We start from the raw sequence: 18,628 nt of genomic DNA, 5'->3' as shown, positions 1-18,628 counted from the left end.
TCAAGATAATTATATTCATTTCTGAATTTAATTATCATTCTAAAATACCGGTTAACTAAAACTCAAATAAAAATTTATAAAAATAATTATTTAAATTGAACTGTAAATGTTGTACCAACATCTATTTGACTTGATACGGAAATAGTACCCCCTAGGGTTTCAATTTGTCTTTTTGTCATATACAATCCAACCCCTCTGGAGTCTTTATTCGCATGAAACGTCTTATATAATCCAAATATTTTTTCTTTATTCTTACTTAAATCTATCCCTACTCCATTATCTGTAACAGTTAATGTCGGTTGCTGCTGTTCAGAATAGCTTGTTCTTACTTGAATAATTGGTTGGCGACTCTTAGATCGATATTTAATTGCATTGGAAATTAAATTAATAAATATACTCTCTAAATACGTTTTAGAGTAAGTTATAGATTTACACCCTTCAAAATCGATGTCAAAACTAGCATTCGCTTCTTTTATTTGCCCAGACAACAGTTTTAGCACATTATTTAAAACTTCTTGAAAAGAAATTTCACATTCGTCGTCGATAAAATCTTTCTGAATTTTTAATGATTCGGCTAAAACCTGTATTGTAGATAATAACGTTGTTGAAACATGCTTTAAATTTTCAAAATATTCTTTACGATCCCCTTCACTAGTAGACGTTTCATAATAATCTAATAAAATGCTTAAATTACTGATAGGCGAACGTAGATTATGCGAAGTAATATGCGCAAAGTCTTCAAGTTGCCTATTTTTCATCTTCAACTTCGAAATTGCTGTATATCTTTCAGTAATATCAATATAGGTGCATACAGCCCCAATTTGCATGCCTTGTTGGTCTAAAATAGGCTCGGAATTAATACTCAACCACACTAATTCTTTGGATGTTTTTATCCAACCTAAGGCTACATTTCTGAATCCTTTACCCGTACGGATGGTTTTAATACCTGGAAAGTCTTCAGTAGGAAAATTAGAGAAATCTTCTTTAATAGCAACACCATCCCCATATGTCAACTCTTCTCCAATTAACATGTCATCTTCATATCCAACAATTTTTGCAGCAGCAATATTATGGTCCACAATGGTTTCATTCATATCAACAATAAGAACACCCTCTGTCATTGACTCAAAAACTATTTTATAGCGCTCTTGTGTTTGTTCTAGTAACTTCTGTAAAGAATTTTCTTTAGTGATATCTAGCACAATACCCATCATCCTATGTGGCTTTCCTTTTTTATAAAATATTTCCCCTTTAGAAAATAATATTTTTTGAGATAGATCAGGACAAGTTATGGAATGTTTAAATGAAAAATGTGTTTCGCACTGCAGCATTGTATTTTCGATGGTTTCCTTGACAAAGATCCGTTCTTCTTTAGAAATTATTTTCAAAAAGCTTCCAAATTTTCCGCCAAAACAATTTTTCTCTACTTCAAATATTTCGAATAAATGATCCGACCAGATCACTTCATTCGAATCTATTTTCCACGTCCATGTTCCCATATTAGCGGCTTCCATGGATAATTGCAATTGTTCGTCTCTTTGTTGCAACTCGATTTCAATTTTTTTCAACAAATCAATATCTACAACCGTACCTGAAAAACGAATAGCATTATTCACTTTAGCAAACTTGGCAGTAAATAATAGATATTTATACGAACCACTTTTAGTTCGCATTTTTATTTCAAGATTTGTTTGATTTGAATTCTGATAGTTTGCTTGACGTTCGTAAAAAGATTTCATTATTGCGGTAAAATCTTCTATTTGTTCGGGATGAATCAACTTACTAAATGCTTCAACACCTGGATTAATTTCATCTATTTCGTAGCCTAGTAATTCATAAAATGAATCCGACCACCATGATTGATCCTTGTCTACATCAATCCATACCCATAATCCAACATTGGCATTTTCTAAAGCAGATTCATATTGATATTTTAATTGATCGAGTTTACGCGTAATAATGGATGTTCTGATTGTAACAGCAGCAACAATGGTATTTATTTTGATAGGTTGAATAGATACGACAAACGATTTAAATACATCTTCAATAATATCTTCCCAAAATTCATTCGTGTCACGTTGTAACCAAGTTACGATGGGTGCATAGAATTTAGATTCTTTGAAAAGTTGGTCAACATGTATATCTTCAATACTTTTTTTTGTTGTTAAACCCTCAAAAAGCGTAGTATTTGAATCTGCATATTCGCATATTCCCAACTTATTTACATACAATGTCAGAAAATCAATCGTTTGTGGCATATGATAAAAGTATTATTAAAAAAAGCTGGTGAACATAATTCGTTATGTTCTTCCAATAATAACCTATTGATTGAAAAAATAATAGTAATTTCATGAAAAATTTACAACATTGATATGTCTGCTTCAAAAAGTGATATTAAAAAGGTAACAACGCATCAACTTCAAGAAATGAAGAACCGTGGTGAGAAAATCGCTATGTTGACAGCGTACGATTTTTCCATGGCAAAAATATTAGATGCTGCTGGTGTAGATGTTATTTTAGTGGGAGATTCTGCTTCCAATGTAATGGCTGGTCACGAAACAACTTTACCCATTACATTGGATCAAATGATCTATCACGCTTCCTCTGTTATACGTGCCATTAACAGAGCCTTAGTTGTTGTAGACTTACCTTTTGGTTCATATCAAGGAAATTCGTCAGAAGCCTTAAGAAGTGCCATTCGGATCATGAAAGAATCGGGTGCCCATGCCGTTAAAATGGAAGGTGGCGTTGAAATTAAAGAATCCGTATTACGTATTATTAGTGCAGGTATTCCTGTAATGGGCCACTTGGGTTTAATGCCTCAATCCATTTATAAATTTGGGACCTATGTTGTGCGTGCTAAAGAAGAAGAAGAAGCGAACAAACTCATTGCCGATGCATTGATTTTAGAAGAAAGCGGTTGTTTTGGTTTGGTACTTGAAAAAATCCCTGCTTCTTTATCCAAAATTGTGACTGGAAAGCTGCAAATACCTACTATTGGTATTGGCGCAGGTTCTGACGTAGACGGACAAGTTTTGGTAACACATGATTTGTTGGGTATTAATAACGAATTTCATCCTCGTTTTTTAAGAACATATGCAAATCTACAATCTGTGATTAGCACAGCCGTTACTTCCTATATTGAAGATGTTAAGTCTACCGATTTCCCAAATGCAAACGAATGTTACTAGACGCATCTGATTCAACATTTGACCCTATTGACGATTTTGACGCTTTTTTTAGTGTTGTTTTTGAAGACAACCACTTAATAGCTGTCAATAAAAAAAATGGTGTGCTTGTTCAAGGAGACAATACTGGCGACAAACCTTTATCGGAGCATGTAAAAGAGTATTTGAAAAAAAAGTATAATAAGCCTGGGAATGTATTCGCGGGAGTGATACATAGAATTGATCGCCCAGTAAGTGGTTTGGTACTTTTAGCAAAAACATCCAAGGCTTTAGAGCGCATGAACAAACAATTTGCCGATAAAAAAATACAAAAAACATATCTCATGATAACTGGTTCAAAGCCTCTTGAAACACAAGGGAAATTGACGCATTGGTTAACAAAAGATAGCAAACGAAATATTGCAAAAGCACATAAAAATGAAGTCAAAGAAAGTAAATATTGTGAACTTTCGTATTCTTTTTTAAAAGCGAGTGACCGTTATTTTTTAATAGAAGTAAAACCCATAACAGGTAGGTCACATCAAATACGTTGTCAAATGGCAACCATTGATTGCGTAATCAAAGGCGATTTAAAATACGGAGCACCTAGAAGCAATAGTGATGGTGGTATTTGCTTACATTCCTACAAATTAAAATTTGAACATCCTGTAACTGGCATTATGATGGAGTTGAAAGCATCTACCCCAAAGGATGCTATTTGGAATGCCTTCGCATAAATATTACACAAATTGAGTTGTAAATATCACCTCCAATTTAAAAGTTTATAAAATAAAAAGGTCTCGTATGAAACGAGACCTTTTTATTTTATAGGGTTTGAGAGCAATTAGTTTTTGTTATTACCCAATATTTGCAACCAGCTCTTATATTCTTTATTGCCACAAGAAGAAGTAACGTGGTAATAATACATACCATCTGTAACATCTGTAGGTATCCATTTATTATCATAATTATCTGCTTCAAATACTTTAGATCCCCAACGGTTTATAATCTCAACATGTGAACCTTCCTGTATCATTGGGAACCCAGTATTTACATCCGCTAAAAAGAATACATCGTTTTTACCATCACCATTAGGTGTGATTAAGTTCGGAATGTATAGATTTTGAGATTTAACTGCATCCACTTTAACCGTTGCATCGTTTGTTCTACAACCTGGATTTTTATTATCTAAAACATATACCGTGTATATTGTTTCATCATTGATTGGTTTCACTACAATATTTTTATCTGTTGTTTTTGTACTGAAAGAAGCGTCAGAACTTATCCATACATAAGTATAGCTGCCAGAACCACCAGTAGCTTGAGCAAATAAATTTCTATTCTTAGTTACACATAAGGTATCAGAAGGACCACTTGCATTAACTAATAAGCCCGTTAAACCAGCATGTATTTCTATTGTATCGCGTTGAGGACCTCCGCAAACTTCTCCAGAGACAGTGTAGACAAATTTATATGAATTACCATCAATTAGTCCGCTTACGTCTACTTTTGTTGGATCCAAACCAGGAATAATGGTTGCAGTATAGCCAGTCGCTACAGACCAAGCACCCAAACCAAAATCCGGAATATTCCCTTCTAAAGAAGCTGATCCCAAACACGTTGAGAAGTCAATTCCGGCTGCCGCAAGTGAGTTGTTTGGAGCTATCGTAATTGAAACACCTGCACTTGGATCACTTTTACAAGTAGAAGTGCCCGTGTAAACAACTGTATAGTTACTTGCAGAACTTACTGTTATTGGGTTTGTAGACCCCATTGAAGTTGTTCCATTAAACCATTCGTATGAACCACCCGTGTAACCAATAGCATCCGCTGTTAAATCTACAGACCCTGTAGAGCAAATTGCTGTTGGTCCAGATGCGGTAACAGATACAACAGCCTTTGGATTCACGGTTACAGTATATGTAAACGCATCACCTAAACAAGATCCTGAAGTAGATGTTGGTGTAATGATATATACAACATCTACCGCTGATGTAGTAGTATTTTTAAGTGTTTCAGAAATTTGGCTTGATGTGCCAGAAGCAGCATCATTTTTAATTCCTGTTACCAAGTCACGTGTCCAAGTATATCCAGAAGCAACATTACTACCTATAGGATACGTAAGTGGAGAATCACTACACACATTATCTGTAGCTGATGAAGTAACCACTGGATTCGGATTAACTGTTACTGTAATCAAAAACGTTGAACTACCGCAAGAACTTGAAGATGGTGTAACGATATATGTCGCAGTTCCAGCTACATTACCAGAATTAGTTAAGGTTTGCTTAATTAGAGTCTGTGGTGTTCCTTCTGCAGAACCTCCTGTAACACCAGCTCTAGTAGGATCTGCCCACGTATAAGTTGTGCCAGCTGGTACATTTGTTGGTTCTACTTTAAATTCTTCTCCACTACAAATTGTTTTTGGCTGATTTGCAACACCTGCTTGCGGCTTCACTGTAACTGTTACTTTAAATGAATTTCCTGGACATGCACCAGAACTTGGTGTAACAGTGTATATAATTGTTGCATCTGTTAATCCATTATTCTTTAACGTTTGACTGATAGAAACCTGTGATGATTCAGCAGATGTTCCAGTAACATTCCCTGTAACAGAAGGTGCCGTCCACGTATATGTAGTTCCTACAGCTACACCAGTTGGAGTAACTGTGAACGTTTGTTCACTGCATATAGAAGCAGGTTTATCCGTTACAATTGGCGTAGGATTAACGGTTACTGTATACGTAAATGGCGTTGCATTTACACATGAACCTGTGTTGGATGTTGGTGTGATCAAATACACTACATCGATTGGTAATGTTGTACCATTGGTCAATGCTTCCGAGATTGTATTCGTAGAGCCAGAACCAGTTGCTGAAGTAATATTCGTTACTGCTGCTCTAGTCCATGTGAACGTTGAAGGTACGCTACTTGTAATCTTATAGTTTTGAGCAGCACCGCTACAAACGATTCCAGTTGCAACAGATGTTATGGTTGGTTTTGGATTCACTGTTACAGTATAAGTAAATGGCGTAGCATTTACACATGTACCAGTGTTTGATGTTGGAGTAATCAAATAAACAACATCAATAGGTGATGCTGTACTGTTGGTTAATGTTTCCGTAATCGTATTTGTTGAGCCAGATCCTGTTGCTGAAGTAATATTGGTTACAGCTGCTCTTGTCCATGTGAACGTTGAAGGTACGCTACTGGTAATCGTATAATTTTGAGCCACACCGCTACAAACTGTTCCTGTTGCAACAGATGTAATTTTTGGCTTAGGGTTAACAGTTACAGTATATGTAAATGGCGTTGCATTTACACATGAACCCGTGTTGGATGTTGGAGTGATTAAATAAACAACATCGATTGGAGCATTCGTTGAATTGGTTAATGTTTCCGTAATCGTATTTGTTGAGCCAGATCCTGTTGCAGAAGTAATATTGGTTACAGCTGCTCTTGTCCATGTGAACGTTGAAGGTACACTACTTGTAATTTTATAGTTTTGAGCTTCACCGCTACAAACTATTCCTGCTGCATCAGATGTGATTTTTGGCTTAGGATTAACAGTTACAGTATATGTAAATGGCGTTGCATTTTCACATGAACCCGTGTTTGATGTTGGTGTGATCAAATAAACAACATCAATTGGAGCATTCGTTGAATTCGTTAATGTTTCCTTGATCGTATTTGTAGATCCAGAACCTGTGTTCTGTGTAATATTTGTTACCGCTGCTCTTGTCCATGTGAATGTTGAAGGAACACTACTTGTAATTGTATAATTTTGAGCGACACCACTACAAACAGCTCCAGTTGCAACAGATGTTATGGAAGGTTTTGGATTCACTGTTACAGTATAAGTAAATGGCGTTGCATTTACACATGATCCTGTGTTTGATGTTGGGGTGATCAAATAAACAACATCGATAGCAGCATTCGTTGAATTCGTTAATGTTTCCGTGATCTTATTCGTAGAGCCAGAACCAGTTGTTGGGGCAATATTCGTTATTGCTGCTCTTGTCCATGTGAACGTTGAAGGTACGCTACTTGTAATCGTATAGTTTTGAGCAACGCCACTACAAATAGTTCCTGTTGCAACAGATGTTACAGTTGGCATTGGATTGACAGTTACTTTATAACTAAATGGAGTTGTGCTTGTACAAGAACCCGTAGTTGATGTTGGTGTAATTAAATATTCTACAACAATTGGAGCGTTAGTTGAATTCGTTAAAATCTCCGTGATTGTACTCGTAGACCCTGAACCAGTTGCTGAAGTAATATTCGTTACCGCTGCTCTTGTCCATGTAAATGTTGAAGCTATACTACTCGTAATCGTATAGTTTTGAGCGACACCGCTACAAACTGTTCCTGTCGCAACAGATGTTATGGTTGGTCTTGGATTAATTACAACAATTGCAGCTTCAGAAGTAGTAGTGGAACATGTTGTTGTAGAACTATACTCAACCTTATATGAACCTGCAACGTTCGCTGAAATTGATGCAGTATTTCCACCAGTAACTGAACCATCAAGTGTCCAAATATACTTTTCAGTGCCTGAGCCACCAACTATTTTTGCAGTTAATGTAACAGAACCACCTGTACAGAATGATAAAGGAGAACCAGTAATCGTTACGGATGTTGGGTTCTGACATACTGTGTAACACTGAGAAAACTCAGAGGTATTGTGTGCTGAGCCAGCCGTGCCAGCTGAAGCAGTAGCAGTATATGTTTTCGTTTTATCAAAACCTAAGCCTGTTGTAAAACTAAATGGAGATGCTCCTGAAGCAACGAGCGTTTTACCTTGTAAACGTGTAGGATCACCAGGACATGTTGCGCAACCGTCCGTTTGAAATACTTCAATAAATGAACCGCCAGTAAATACCAGTTGTGTTGGAGTTCCAACAATTGTTGGTGCAGCGTAATTATTATTACCACCCGCAAGTACAATACCCCTACCTACGTTACAGCTAAAAGAGTTTTTATGGATTGAGTTGTTAATAGATGTTGATCCAGTTACAGTTACTCCATTACCACCATTCGTGTTTAGTATATTCGAATCCATAATATTCGATGCTGATGCACTTGCCAAAGCAATACCATCTGATGTATTTGAACTAATTGTATTTGATTTAATCGTATTTGAAGAAGAGCCTGTTAAAGCAATACCGTTAGCTCCATTTGAGTTAATTGCTGTATTACTTGAAATATCATTTGAAGAAGAACCACTTAAGTAAATACCATTTACAGAGTTCGTACTAACCGTATTTAATTGAATTGTATTTGTCGTGCTTCCTGTTAGCGAGATACCATTTTGTTTGTTACTAGAAATTACGTTAGAAGTAATTGCTGTTTTACTTACGTTAACAATTTCAATACCTTGTAATGTATTACCAAAACTTCCCGTACCAACACTGTTCGTACCAATATTATTTCCAATGATACTGTTTGCTGTTGAAGCTGTGACAGCAACTGCACTAGCTATATAAATACCACTTTTTTGATTACCTGAAATTGTATTTGCTTGGTTTGCACCTGTACCACCGATTATATTTGCGAAAGGAATAGTATTTGTTGCAGAACCTGTACCCACTTCTATTTGTATCCCATAACCATACCCAGCAGTAGTTGAAGTGTTAGGTATTGCCGATAATCCAGTTGGGTCAAGGCCAATAATGTTATTTTGAATGGTATTGTTTTTTGCAGGACCTGTATTTGAGCCTGCACCTTCTGCATTTCTAACAATTATTCCAGAACGATTTCCTGAAATAACATTTCCGCCCCCAGCGACTGCTAAACCAATCGTACTCAAGTTAGCTCCTTTCTGTATTACAATTCCTGCTCCTTCAGTGAAAGTAGCAGAAACACCATTTCCAACAGCGGCTGAATTCTTATTTAATCCTATGTAATTACCTGCGACAATTGTATTAGCAGCAGCATTGTGAGATGCGGCATCAAAATCTTCTTGTAAAGTTATACCAAATTGATTTGCACAAATATAATTTCTTGCACTAACACTTGATCCACCTATAGTAGTATTAGAAGCACCTTGAACATCAATACCTGAAGTAGCGTTTCCTAAAGCCGAAACACCGTCTGAAGTTAAGCCAATATAATTACCTAATATACTTGTATTTTTACAATCTGCATATTGTAAAACTACACCATGACCAGTAGATATGCCACTTAAAGAACCACAAGATCCAAGAGCAAAAGTTCCCCATAAATATCCATTCCCACTAATAACATTTCCTTCTCCAGGATTTGCGCCACCAATTATATTGTTATTTGATCCAGTACTTCCACCTACAATTTTAATACCTCCTGATCTATTACCAAAAATGTTATTTGTACCTATACCACTCGATGTTCCTAAAGCATTTGTTCCTATATAATTGCCAGAAATTTTACTATTTGTACACCATTCCAAATATACTGCAATTTGATTATAATCATTCCAAGAAGCAAAACAACCGGGATCAGGCCACGTATGTGTTGCACCACCGTTTGCAGAAATAATATTTCGGGTGATAGCAGAGTTTCCACCAATAGTAACGTTAGACGCATTTCTTATATATATACCTGAGGCTTGATTTCCGAATGAACTTGCAGGCGTTGTAACATTATATCCTAATGTTCCAGCAGGATTTAGCCCGATAATATTTCCAGATATAACGTGACCGCTAGAAGCTGAATTTGTAAAAATGTTAATACCAGAACCTATTGCGCCTGATATTACATTATTAGAAATTATTGCGTTAAAAGAAGGATTATCGTCAATAGAAATACCATTTTGGGTTACAGGTTTTTTATTAGTTACGTTACCAATTGGCAAGACAGCAGTTCCTGCCAAATTAGAACCTATGTAATTGTTGATAATGGAAACATTATTAGAACCATTTTGAAGTTGAATAGCTCCATATCTATTATTATCTCCCGCACCAATACATGTCCCTCCAAATACACACCTTTCTGGGTTATTTGTAGAACTTTCATCTCCATTTGCTAAATTTGTGTTTGGTCCTCCAATTGTTGCAGAAGAAACACCTATAAATAGAATTCCTGATTTACAAATCCCATTCTGAATAACAGAGCCAGATACATTTGTTCCAAAGTAACAGCCTTTAACTTCTGATCCATTTACAGTTCCAGAAGCACTTGCATTAAAATAAATACCATATTCTAAATTCTGAAAAACTAAGCCATAAAACTTCATATTTGTAATAGAAGCATTTATATTAAACCCTCTTATCCCGCAAAGGTTATTGCTTGTTATAATTACATCGGGACCAGCTACTGCATCTACAAAACCATTTATGGTAAGTCCAGTATAGTCTGTATCTGCATTTAAGTTTAAAGAACTACTTAATGTAATACTCATTGCAGCATTAAAATTAATAACATGTCCACCAACACCTGTGTTTAAGTTAGAAATGTCTTGCAATGCTTGACGCAATGTACCCGCTCCAGCATCTGCAGGGGATGTTACCGTAAATACAGTTGCTTGCGAAGCAAATACCATTGAAAAAATGGAAACGAAAATTAGTATAATCTTTTTCATAATATTATTTATAAAGATTTCTTGATTCAACTATCTAGTTCACCTATCTATTGATAAACTGATATTTAGGCTCCAAATTACATATAAATTATGAATTCGTACCTAATCTTACACCAGTTTTTTATTGATTAAATGCAATTAATTATTCAATTATTTGCATTTGCGTCTTTGATAATACGTTAAACAACTCTGAAAATAAGGTTTTTATATATTTTAGATGTATTTAGTATATGAATACCTTTATTAACCAATAAAGTAACTCTTTATATATTTTTTCAAAAAAAATAATATTCTAAACTGTATTTGATTCCAATTTTGGAAAAAGGTACGTATCATTTGCAGAGCTATTAATTATTTTTTGTAACCTTGTAGATGACTTTTGAAGAGTATTGTATTAAAAAGAAAATTGATTCTGCTGCTTTTTTTGCTCATGAGCCTGGTCGTTGGCAAAACTGGAAAGAAGAATTTGAACAAATGCATCCCAATTCATTCACGGAACAAAAAAAATTCTTGATTAATGAAACTAGAAGGAAGTATCTTTTACAAGATGGTTCGAAATAGATTTAATGCTTTGCTAGTTGAGAATGGTTGGCCGAAAAGGCACAACCATGGCGAAAAGAAAAAGCACAACCTTTGTAAAAAGCAAAGGCACAACCATTGTGAACGTTTATTTTTTAATTAATTAGACGTTTCAAATCGAATATTTTTCACTTCATCCGCAATTTGCTCGTCGCTATCATACATAAAGGATCGTAGCTTACCTCTAATTTCACTTTTATTCAAATTGTAATAGATTTCACCATTATAGGCAATCGAAACACTTCCTGTTTCTTCTGAAACAATCAACACAACAGCATCTGTAACTTCAGTAAGTCCGATTGCAGCACGGTGCCTTAAACCCATGTGAGCAGGGATTTTATCATTTTCAGAAACTGGAATGATGCACCTTGCTGCTTTGATGCGACCATTAGATACAATCACTGCGCCATCGTGTAAGGGACTATTTTTCTGGAAAATTGAAATCAATAAGCGTTTGCTCATTTCTGCGTCCAAATTATCTCCCGATTCTGCATAAAAGCGCAATTCGGATGTTTTCCCGAATACAATCAATGCACCTGTATTCGTTTGTGAAAATATTTTCACACTATCTATAATAGGTGCCAAATTTAATTCTGTACGTGCACCTGGTTTGGTTTTTGAAAACCAGTCTTTTATTAAATTATTATTTTGGGCTGTATTCTTGCCCAACATTTGCAAAAATTTTCGAATTTCTTGTTGAAATAAAATAAATGCAGCTAGAAAACCTACTCCCATAAATTGCCCAAGAATAGAGTGCAACAGCTCCATGCCAGATGCTTTTACAATTAAAAAAACAGCGTAGGTAAATAAAATTCCAAGGAATATTTTAACCGCTACCCCTCCCTTTAATAATTTATATAATTTATAGATTATAATTGAAACGACTAAAATATCTAAGATATCAATCCAAGACACTTCAATAAAGAATATTTTAAAGAGCAAACTCATGTGGCGTAAAGGTATTAAAAAACAGTGCTTTTTTGATACGAATCTTTTATTAATTAGAGTTTGTTGATCAATTTAATCACTTCCTTGATTTCTTGTACATCATGCACCCGAATAATTGTCGCACCTTTTTGTAAGGCAATGGTATGTATTACAGTACTGCCATTTAATGCCTCTGTACTTTTAATCTGAAGTGGTTTATAAACCATGGATTTTCTAGAAATACCGATTAATATAGGTAATTCAAGCACTTTAAAAACATCCAAATACTTCAATAATTGATAATTTTGGATCTCTGTTTTAGCAAATCCAAAGCCCGGATCAATTAAAATGTCTATTACCCCCTTTGCTCTCGCTTTAGCAATTTGTTTATTAAAAAAGTCTATTATTTCTAGAAATAGATTCGAATATTCGGCTTGTGATACCATCGTTTGAGGCGTTCCCTTCATATGCATCATGCAATAAACAGCTTTATGTTTTGCTACAACATCAAACATATTCTCATCCTGCATTCCGCCTGAAATGTCATTTACAATATGTACACCATTTTCAAGTGCTTTGTCGGCAACAGCTGCTCTAAAGGTGTCAATGGAAAGAATGCATTCTGGATATTTTTCTCGAATGGCTTTAATTACAGGAATCACTCTGTTTATCTCTTCCTCTTCACTAACATCAATTGCCTGGGCTCTAGATGAATACCCTCCTATATCGATTATATCGACACCGGCTTTCACCATTTCATCCACTTTACTAAGTGCTCGTTCAAATGTATTGTTTACACCACCGTCATAGAAAGAGTCTGGGGTCACATTTAAAATACCCATAATGGTGGGTTTACTCCAATCAAGAAGTTTTCCTCTAGAAAAGGATGTTGTTTTTGTATAAAAAAATGTATCTTTAAAGTCTCTCAAGCTATGTATATTGTTATAGAATATAGAGTACAATTTACGAATTCAAACACATGCAACAAACTGCAGAAGAATACAAACAAGTAATTGCGCGTTGTAAAAAGGTATTTATTGATAAAACGACTGATTATGGTACAGCATGGCGCATTTTACGTCTGCCATCTATAACAGATCAAATTTTTATTAAAGCGCAACGCATTCGTTCTATTCAAGATAAAGGAACAATGCTTGTTGATGAAGACATTTCAGATGAATTTAAAGGGATCATTAATTACTCCATCATTGCTTTAATTCAGATGAAAATGATGCCTACAGATGGTTTGGAATTGGTGCCTGAAAAAGTGGCTGAATTGTACGATCATTATGCAAGCACAACACTTGATTTGTTGATGAAAAAAAACCACGATTATGGCGAAGCTTGGAGAGAAATGCGTGTAAGCTCTATAACAGACATTATATTAATGAAATTATTACGTGTGAAGCAGATTGAAGATAATAGCGGAAAAACGCTCATTTCTGAAGGAATTGATGCTAATTATCAGGACATGATAAATTATTCCGTTTTTTGTCTAATTAAATTGGGTTTTGCAAAACCTTTAGTCGCATAAATCAGTATTGTATCATTAATTAATAGTGAATTTAAAAATCACACTCAATTGAAAATAATCCTAATTAGTATCCTATAGTTTTTCATGGTTCAATTCCTTATAAAAAGAATTTTATATGGATTTCTAGTATTGCTAGGAGCGGTAGTTGTTGTATTTTTTATATTCAACGTTTTGCCAGGTGATCCAGTGAATATGATGGCTGGTCAACGCACTGATGTAGCTACTCGCGAAGCAATATCCAAAGAACTCGGCTTAGATTTGCCTATTCGGAAACAGTTATTTCACTATATCAATGACTTATCTGTACTTTCCATTCATCAAAACACCTCTAAAAATCAGAAGAAATATCGCTATTCGACACTATTAACTGTGGGTAATAATGTAGTTGTATGGAAAACACCATATTTAAGACGATCCTTTCAAAGTAATAAATTAGTAAGTGAGATTATCGTTGAAAATGTAGAGGGTACTTTTTGGCTTGCCTTATCGGCAATGGCTTTTGCAACGATAGTTGGTATCTGCTTAGGCATATTCGCATCCTTACGTCAAAATAGCTTGTTAGATCACAGCATCATAACCTTTTCTGTTATTGGAATTTCAATGCCCTCCTTTGTGTTTGGTGCCTTGATGGCAATGATTTTTGGAGATTTACTCTCAGATTATACAGGATTAAATGCTTCTGGTAGTTTATGGGAGAATACCATTTATGGAGACAGAGAATTGAAATTAAAAAATTTAATACTACCGACCATAACATTGGGATTAAGTCCAATGACAATTATCATTCAGCTCACGCGTAGTTCTATGCTAGAAGTGCTTTCACAAGATTATATTCGAACGGCGCGTGCAAAAGGCTTGGGCAGTTATTCCATTATATTTAAACATGCATTAAAAAATGCGCTTAATCCAGTAATTACGGCAGTATCTGGCTGGCTGGCGTCTTTAATGGCAGGAGCATTTTTTGTAGAGAGTATTTTCGGATGGAAAGGATTAGGTTCAGTAACTATAAATGCCGTATTAAGTCTTGATTTCCCTGTGGTAATGGGAGCTACAATTTTTGTTGCGCTCGTCTTTATTATAACAAATATTTTTGTTGATATATTCTACGCTATGATTGATCCGCGCGTACGACTCAAATAAATTATGCTTATTTATCTTATAGGACTCCCTGGTTCTGGCAAATCTACACTTGGCAAAATGCTTGCTCAAAAATTAAATTACTCCTATTTCGATATGGATGATGTAATTTGTGCGAAAGAAAAACAAACCATAGAAGAGATATTTGCATATAAAGGAGAAAATTATTTTAGAGAATTAGAATACGATATCCTACATCAAACATTTGAGTTAAAAAACACCATTGTATCTACAGGCGGAGGCGTACCTTGTTTTTTTGACAACATGAATGAAATGAAAAAACATGGCGTCACAATTTTTATTAACCCAACAACAGAAGAATTAACGAATCGTTTATTTGGACAAGGTGGAGAAAACAGGCCCATGTTAAAAGGTAAAACGAATAAACAAGTCTTTGATTTTATAGAATCAAAATACAAAGAGCGCGCACCGTATTATGAACAAGCAGCACTTATTTTTAGTACAAACACATTAAAACTCGCAGATATATTAACTCGACTACAAAAAGAAAAATTTATTTCTTAAAAAAGGATTCTACATTCCCATTTACACAGAGATAATATACACCTAAGGGCAATTGCGTAACATCAATTGAAGTGCCGTTTCCTTTAATCTCCAATTTGCCTCGCTGATTATAAATATAATAATCCGATTCTTTTGATAAAGTAACAACATCCTCTACCCTAGTTGGATAAAATGTTACAGGTACATCCAAGGGTTTAACTTTTAAAAATCTACCTTCTTTATTTTCATACGTAATGGTATACTGTCCAGGGATAAGTTTTAAAAGATCAACTTCTTTTGCTCTTCCTTTCAAAACTGCAATACCATTTCCATCTACAACTGCATATTTAGCAATTACATTAAAATAAATTTTATCAGAAGCAACTACAGGATAAAACCGTGGTTGTTCAAAAATTAAATAATGTACCGTTTGTTCAAGTGCAATTTCATCTTGATTGATCTGTAAAATTTCGCCATCCTCACTAATTAAAAAACTACTTGGAGTTCCTTTTAAATTATACAATCCAACCAATTTACTATTCCAGCCAGCGAGATCAATACCATTATTAGGCCAAGAGATTTGATCGGAACGAATCGCTTGTAACCATTGATCTTTTTTTGTATCTAATGATACACTTATAACATCAAAGCCTAATTTTTTATAAAGCGTATATAATTTATACAACGCAGGATGATCTGCCCGACAAGGCATGCACGAGGATGTCCAAAAATTCACTAAAACTAATTTTCCCCTAAAGTTAGAAAGCGTAATTGCTTTGCCGCTTGGATCCGTAACTGTAAAATCAGGTGCCTTATCACCTACAGTCAATTGCGTTGACAGTGGTTCGGCCAACACGTTTCCAAATAATGCTAGAAATAAAAAGAATGATATGATATTTTTCATAATGAAGCGCTACTAGTCAAATTTAGTTCATTTTATACCATGAATCAATAATTAAATACTCTTTCGTAACACATATTGTCATTTTGTTCCTACATAATTTTTTTGCTAAAATTGTCTTCATTCTAAATGCTCCGCTGTAGCAGAAAACAAAAAATCAGTTGTTTTCTAGTCAATACTACTTCACCCCTTCTTAGCGTTTATTCGCCGATTTTAAAAAGCCAGAAAGTACTCCTACACTTTATAAGAAAAACAGCAAGGTAATTACCAACGATTCCATTTAAAATCGCTACAAAAACCTATCTTTGTAGCGATTTTAAATGAATACAATACAATGAGCAAAGGATTACCTAAACGTAGCGACGATTATTCGTTATGGTATAATGAATTAGTAAAAAGAGCAGATTTAGCAGAGAATGCACCCGTTAGAGGCTGTATGATTATTAAGCCCTATGGATATTCCATTTGGGAAAAAATGCAAGCTGTATTAGACAAAAAATTTAAAGATACAGGTCATAGTAATGCCTATTTCCCCTTATTCATCCCAAAATCTTATTTAAGCAAAGAGGCTGCTCACGTAGATGGGTTTGCAAAAGAATGTGCCGTAGTAACACATTATAGACTTAAAAATGACCCTTCTGGAAAGGGCATTATTGTTGACCCAGACGCAAAATTAGAAGAAGAATTAATCGTTCGTCCTACGAGTGAAACCGTTATTTGGAATACCTTCAAAACATGGGTTCAATCGTATAGAGATTTGCCTTTATTGATTAACCAATGGGCAAATGTTGTACGTTGGGAAATGCGCACGCGTTTATTTTTACGAACTACTGAATTTTTATGGCAAGAAGGCCACACTGCCCATGAAACCAAGCAAGAAGCCATTGCCGAGACAGAGCAAATGATACAAGTATATGCGGATTTTGCACAAAATTATATGGCATTACCCGTGCATACAGGTATAAAATCTGCAAACGAACGTTTTGCTGGTGCAGAAGAAACCTATTGTATTGAAGCGTTGATGCAAGATGGCAAAGCATTACAAGCAGGAACTTCACATTTTTTGGGACAGAATTTTGCAAAAGCATTTGATGTAAAATTCGCAAAAAAAGAAGGTGGTTTAGAATATGTATGGGGTACGTCTTGGGGTGTGAGCACACGATTGATGGGAGCTTTGATAATGGCGCATTCAGACGACGAAGGACTTGTGCTTCCTCCATTATTAGCGCCTATACAAGTTGTTATTGTTCCGATTTTTAAAACTTCAGAGCAATTAGATTTGATTGAAGAAAAATTGAAACCAATAATAGCTGCTTTAAAAGCAAAAGACATCAATGTAAAATTTGATCATACAGATAAATTTTCCCCAGGTTATAAATTTGCTGAATACGAACTAAAGGGAGTTCCTGTACGCATCGCAATTGGAGCAAGAGATATAGAAAACAATACCGTTGAACTTGCAAGAAGAGATACAAAAGAAAAAACAACTGTTCCGCAAGAAGGGCTTGTTGATCGTATTGAAAACTTATTAAAAGAAATTCAAGATTCCATCTTTCAAAAAGCACTGGCATTTAGATCTGCTAATACGTTGATTGCAGACGATTATTCAACCTTTAAGAAGATGTTAGATGAAACCCCTGGATTCATTTTAGCGCATTGGGATGGCACTTCAGAAACGGAAGAAAAAATAAAAGAAGAAACAAAAGCAACGATACGGTGTATTCCATTAGGTATGAAGCCTGAGTCGGGTATTTGTATGGTTACAGGAAAGCCTTCTACACAACGTGTGTTATTTGCGAGAGCATACTAATGAAAGCGCTATAATCAATTAAATTGAGTATCTTTATCGTATGACAATTGCCATTGTACTGATTCTTATAGGTCTTGCTTTTATTATAGCAGAAGTTATCTTCATTCCTGGTACAACCTTTGTTGGTTTTATCGGAGCTGCCTTAGGAATTTTAGGCATAATAAAAGTATACTTGGAACAAGGGTCAGTAGCAGGTCACATAGCACTAGGGATTAGCCTTTTTGCATTTGGTATTTTATTTTATGTAATCTTAAAATACGATGTTTGGTCTGGTGTTTCTCTTAACAATACCATGACCAATAAAGTAAATGAAAATATTCTTCATAAACTTTCTGTTGGAGATATTGGTATCAGTAAATCTGTTTTAAAACCCGTAGGCAAAGGCGTTTTTGCAGATCAAGAATATGAAATACAAACACTTGGACATTATGTAGAAGCCGGAATGCCCATTCGCATTATATCAATTTCAGGTTTAAAAATAATTGTAGAAACTTTTGACTCTTAATTTACA

13 protein-coding genes are annotated in these 18,628 nt (G+C 35.0%); 8 read left to right on the top strand and 5 right to left on the bottom strand.

The annotated features are described in order from the left end of the window. Positions 1-86: 86 nt before the first annotated feature. A complete protein-coding gene (locus tag Q0543_RS06135; protein WP_299250440.1) occupies positions 87-2,258 on the bottom strand; it encodes a PAS domain S-box protein in 2,172 nt (723 codons plus the stop codon). Positions 2,259-2,372: 114 nt separating this feature from the next. Here Q0543_RS06135 and panB point away from each other — a divergent pair, with 114 nt between their 5' ends. Both panB and Q0543_RS06125 read left to right on the top strand, forming a co-directional pair. Continuing rightward, on the top strand, positions 2,373-3,191 hold the full coding sequence (gene panB, locus Q0543_RS06130) for a 3-methyl-2-oxobutanoate hydroxymethyltransferase (RefSeq protein WP_299250438.1): 819 nt from the start codon (positions 2,373-2,375) through the stop codon (positions 3,189-3,191). Then, entirely contained in the window at positions 3,182-3,904 is a 723-nt protein-coding gene (locus Q0543_RS06125) for an RluA family pseudouridine synthase (RefSeq protein ID WP_299250436.1), read from the top strand. Before panB ends, Q0543_RS06125 begins: the two co-directional genes overlap by 10 nt. Before the next feature lie 107 nt (positions 3,905-4,011). Here Q0543_RS06125 and Q0543_RS06120 read toward each other — a convergent pair whose 3' ends face one another. Then, a complete protein-coding gene (locus Q0543_RS06120) occupies positions 4,012-10,725 on the bottom strand; it encodes a PKD-like domain-containing protein (protein ID WP_299250435.1) in 6,714 nt (2,237 codons plus the stop codon). A 372-nt stretch (positions 10,726-11,097) separates the two neighbouring features. Here Q0543_RS06120 and Q0543_RS06115 point away from each other — a divergent pair, with 372 nt between their 5' ends. After that, positions 11,098-11,286, top strand: a complete 189-nt coding sequence (locus tag Q0543_RS06115) for a hypothetical protein (protein ID WP_299250433.1) — start codon at positions 11,098-11,100, stop codon at positions 11,284-11,286. A gap of 117 nt (positions 11,287-11,403) precedes the next feature. Here Q0543_RS06115 and cdaA read toward each other — a convergent pair whose 3' ends face one another. Next, a complete protein-coding gene (gene cdaA / locus Q0543_RS06110) occupies positions 11,404-12,252 on the bottom strand; it encodes a diadenylate cyclase CdaA (RefSeq protein WP_299250431.1) in 849 nt (282 codons plus the stop codon). Between the two features lie 53 nt (positions 12,253-12,305). Beyond that, the gene (gene folP, locus Q0543_RS06105; RefSeq protein ID WP_299250429.1) at positions 12,306-13,160 is read right to left on the bottom strand and encodes a dihydropteroate synthase; all 855 of its coding nucleotides are present in this window, start codon (positions 13,158-13,160) and stop codon (positions 12,306-12,308) included. 50 nt (positions 13,161-13,210) lie between these two features. On the opposite strand from folP, the gene Q0543_RS06100 reads away from it, so the two are divergent. The 3 genes from Q0543_RS06100 (at position 13,211) to Q0543_RS06090 (ending at position 15,427) form a co-directional block, all read left to right on the top strand. After that, positions 13,211-13,765, top strand: coding sequence for a DUF1599 domain-containing protein (locus tag Q0543_RS06100; RefSeq protein WP_299250427.1), 555 nt, complete (start codon positions 13,211-13,213; stop codon positions 13,763-13,765). 84 nt (positions 13,766-13,849) lie between these two features. Further along, complete coding sequence (locus tag Q0543_RS06095) at positions 13,850-14,905, top strand: ABC transporter permease (RefSeq protein ID WP_299250425.1); 1,056 nt, start codon at positions 13,850-13,852, stop codon at positions 14,903-14,905. 3 nt (positions 14,906-14,908) lie between these two features. After that, a complete protein-coding gene (locus Q0543_RS06090; RefSeq protein ID WP_299250423.1) occupies positions 14,909-15,427 on the top strand; it encodes a shikimate kinase in 519 nt (172 codons plus the stop codon). On the opposite strand, the gene Q0543_RS06085 is transcribed toward Q0543_RS06090, so the two are convergent. Beyond that, on the bottom strand, positions 15,417-16,310 hold the full coding sequence (locus Q0543_RS06085; protein WP_299250421.1) for a redoxin family protein: 894 nt from the start codon (positions 16,308-16,310) through the stop codon (positions 15,417-15,419). The two genes, Q0543_RS06090 and Q0543_RS06085, sit on opposite strands and share 11 nt — an antisense overlap. A gap of 331 nt (positions 16,311-16,641) precedes the next feature. On the opposite strand from Q0543_RS06085, the gene proS reads away from it, so the two are divergent. Together proS and Q0543_RS06075 are read left to right on the top strand one after the other, a co-directional pair. Continuing rightward, positions 16,642-18,117: a proline--tRNA ligase gene (gene proS / locus Q0543_RS06080; RefSeq protein WP_299250419.1), complete on the top strand. Its 1,476-nt coding sequence runs from the start codon at positions 16,642-16,644 to the stop codon at positions 18,115-18,117. Between the two features lie 40 nt (positions 18,118-18,157). Next, positions 18,158-18,622, top strand: a complete 465-nt coding sequence (locus Q0543_RS06075) for a hypothetical protein (protein WP_299250417.1) — start codon at positions 18,158-18,160, stop codon at positions 18,620-18,622. The last annotated feature ends 6 nt before the right edge of the window (positions 18,623-18,628 follow it).

The sequence above is a fragment of the uncultured Cytophaga sp. genome (genome assembly GCF_937863595.1).
GTDB lineage: Bacteria > Bacteroidota > Bacteroidia > Cytophagales > Cytophagaceae > Cytophaga.
Note: the sequence above shows the minus strand (reverse complement) of the source record. Positions and strands in the feature narration are given on the sequence as shown.

What these genes read in the sequence shown, in the direction of transcription:
- Q0543_RS06135 (WP_299250440.1), bottom strand. Translation starts at nt 2,258, where the DNA reads ATGCCACAAACGATTGATTTTCTGACATTGTATGTAAATAAGTTGGGA.
- panB (WP_299250438.1), top strand. Translation starts at nt 2,373, where the DNA reads ATGTCTGCTTCAAAAAGTGATATTAAAAAGGTAACAACGCATCAACTT.
- Q0543_RS06125 (WP_299250436.1), top strand. Translation starts at nt 3,182, where the DNA reads ATGTTACTAGACGCATCTGATTCAACATTTGACCCTATTGACGATTTT.
- Q0543_RS06120 (WP_299250435.1), bottom strand. Translation starts at nt 10,725, where the DNA reads ATGAAAAAGATTATACTAATTTTCGTTTCCATTTTTTCAATGGTATTT.
- Q0543_RS06115 (WP_299250433.1), top strand. Translation starts at nt 11,098, where the DNA reads ATGACTTTTGAAGAGTATTGTATTAAAAAGAAAATTGATTCTGCTGCT.
- cdaA (WP_299250431.1), bottom strand. Translation starts at nt 12,252, where the DNA reads ATGAGTTTGCTCTTTAAAATATTCTTTATTGAAGTGTCTTGGATTGAT.
- Q0543_RS06100 (WP_299250427.1), top strand. Translation starts at nt 13,211, where the DNA reads ATGCAACAAACTGCAGAAGAATACAAACAAGTAATTGCGCGTTGTAAA.
- Q0543_RS06095 (WP_299250425.1), top strand. Translation starts at nt 13,850, where the DNA reads ATGGTTCAATTCCTTATAAAAAGAATTTTATATGGATTTCTAGTATTG.
- Q0543_RS06090 (WP_299250423.1), top strand. Translation starts at nt 14,909, where the DNA reads ATGCTTATTTATCTTATAGGACTCCCTGGTTCTGGCAAATCTACACTT.
- Q0543_RS06085 (WP_299250421.1), bottom strand. Translation starts at nt 16,310, where the DNA reads ATGAAAAATATCATATCATTCTTTTTATTTCTAGCATTATTTGGAAAC.
- proS (WP_299250419.1), top strand. Translation starts at nt 16,642, where the DNA reads ATGAGCAAAGGATTACCTAAACGTAGCGACGATTATTCGTTATGGTAT.
- Q0543_RS06075 (WP_299250417.1), top strand. Translation starts at nt 18,158, where the DNA reads ATGACAATTGCCATTGTACTGATTCTTATAGGTCTTGCTTTTATTATA.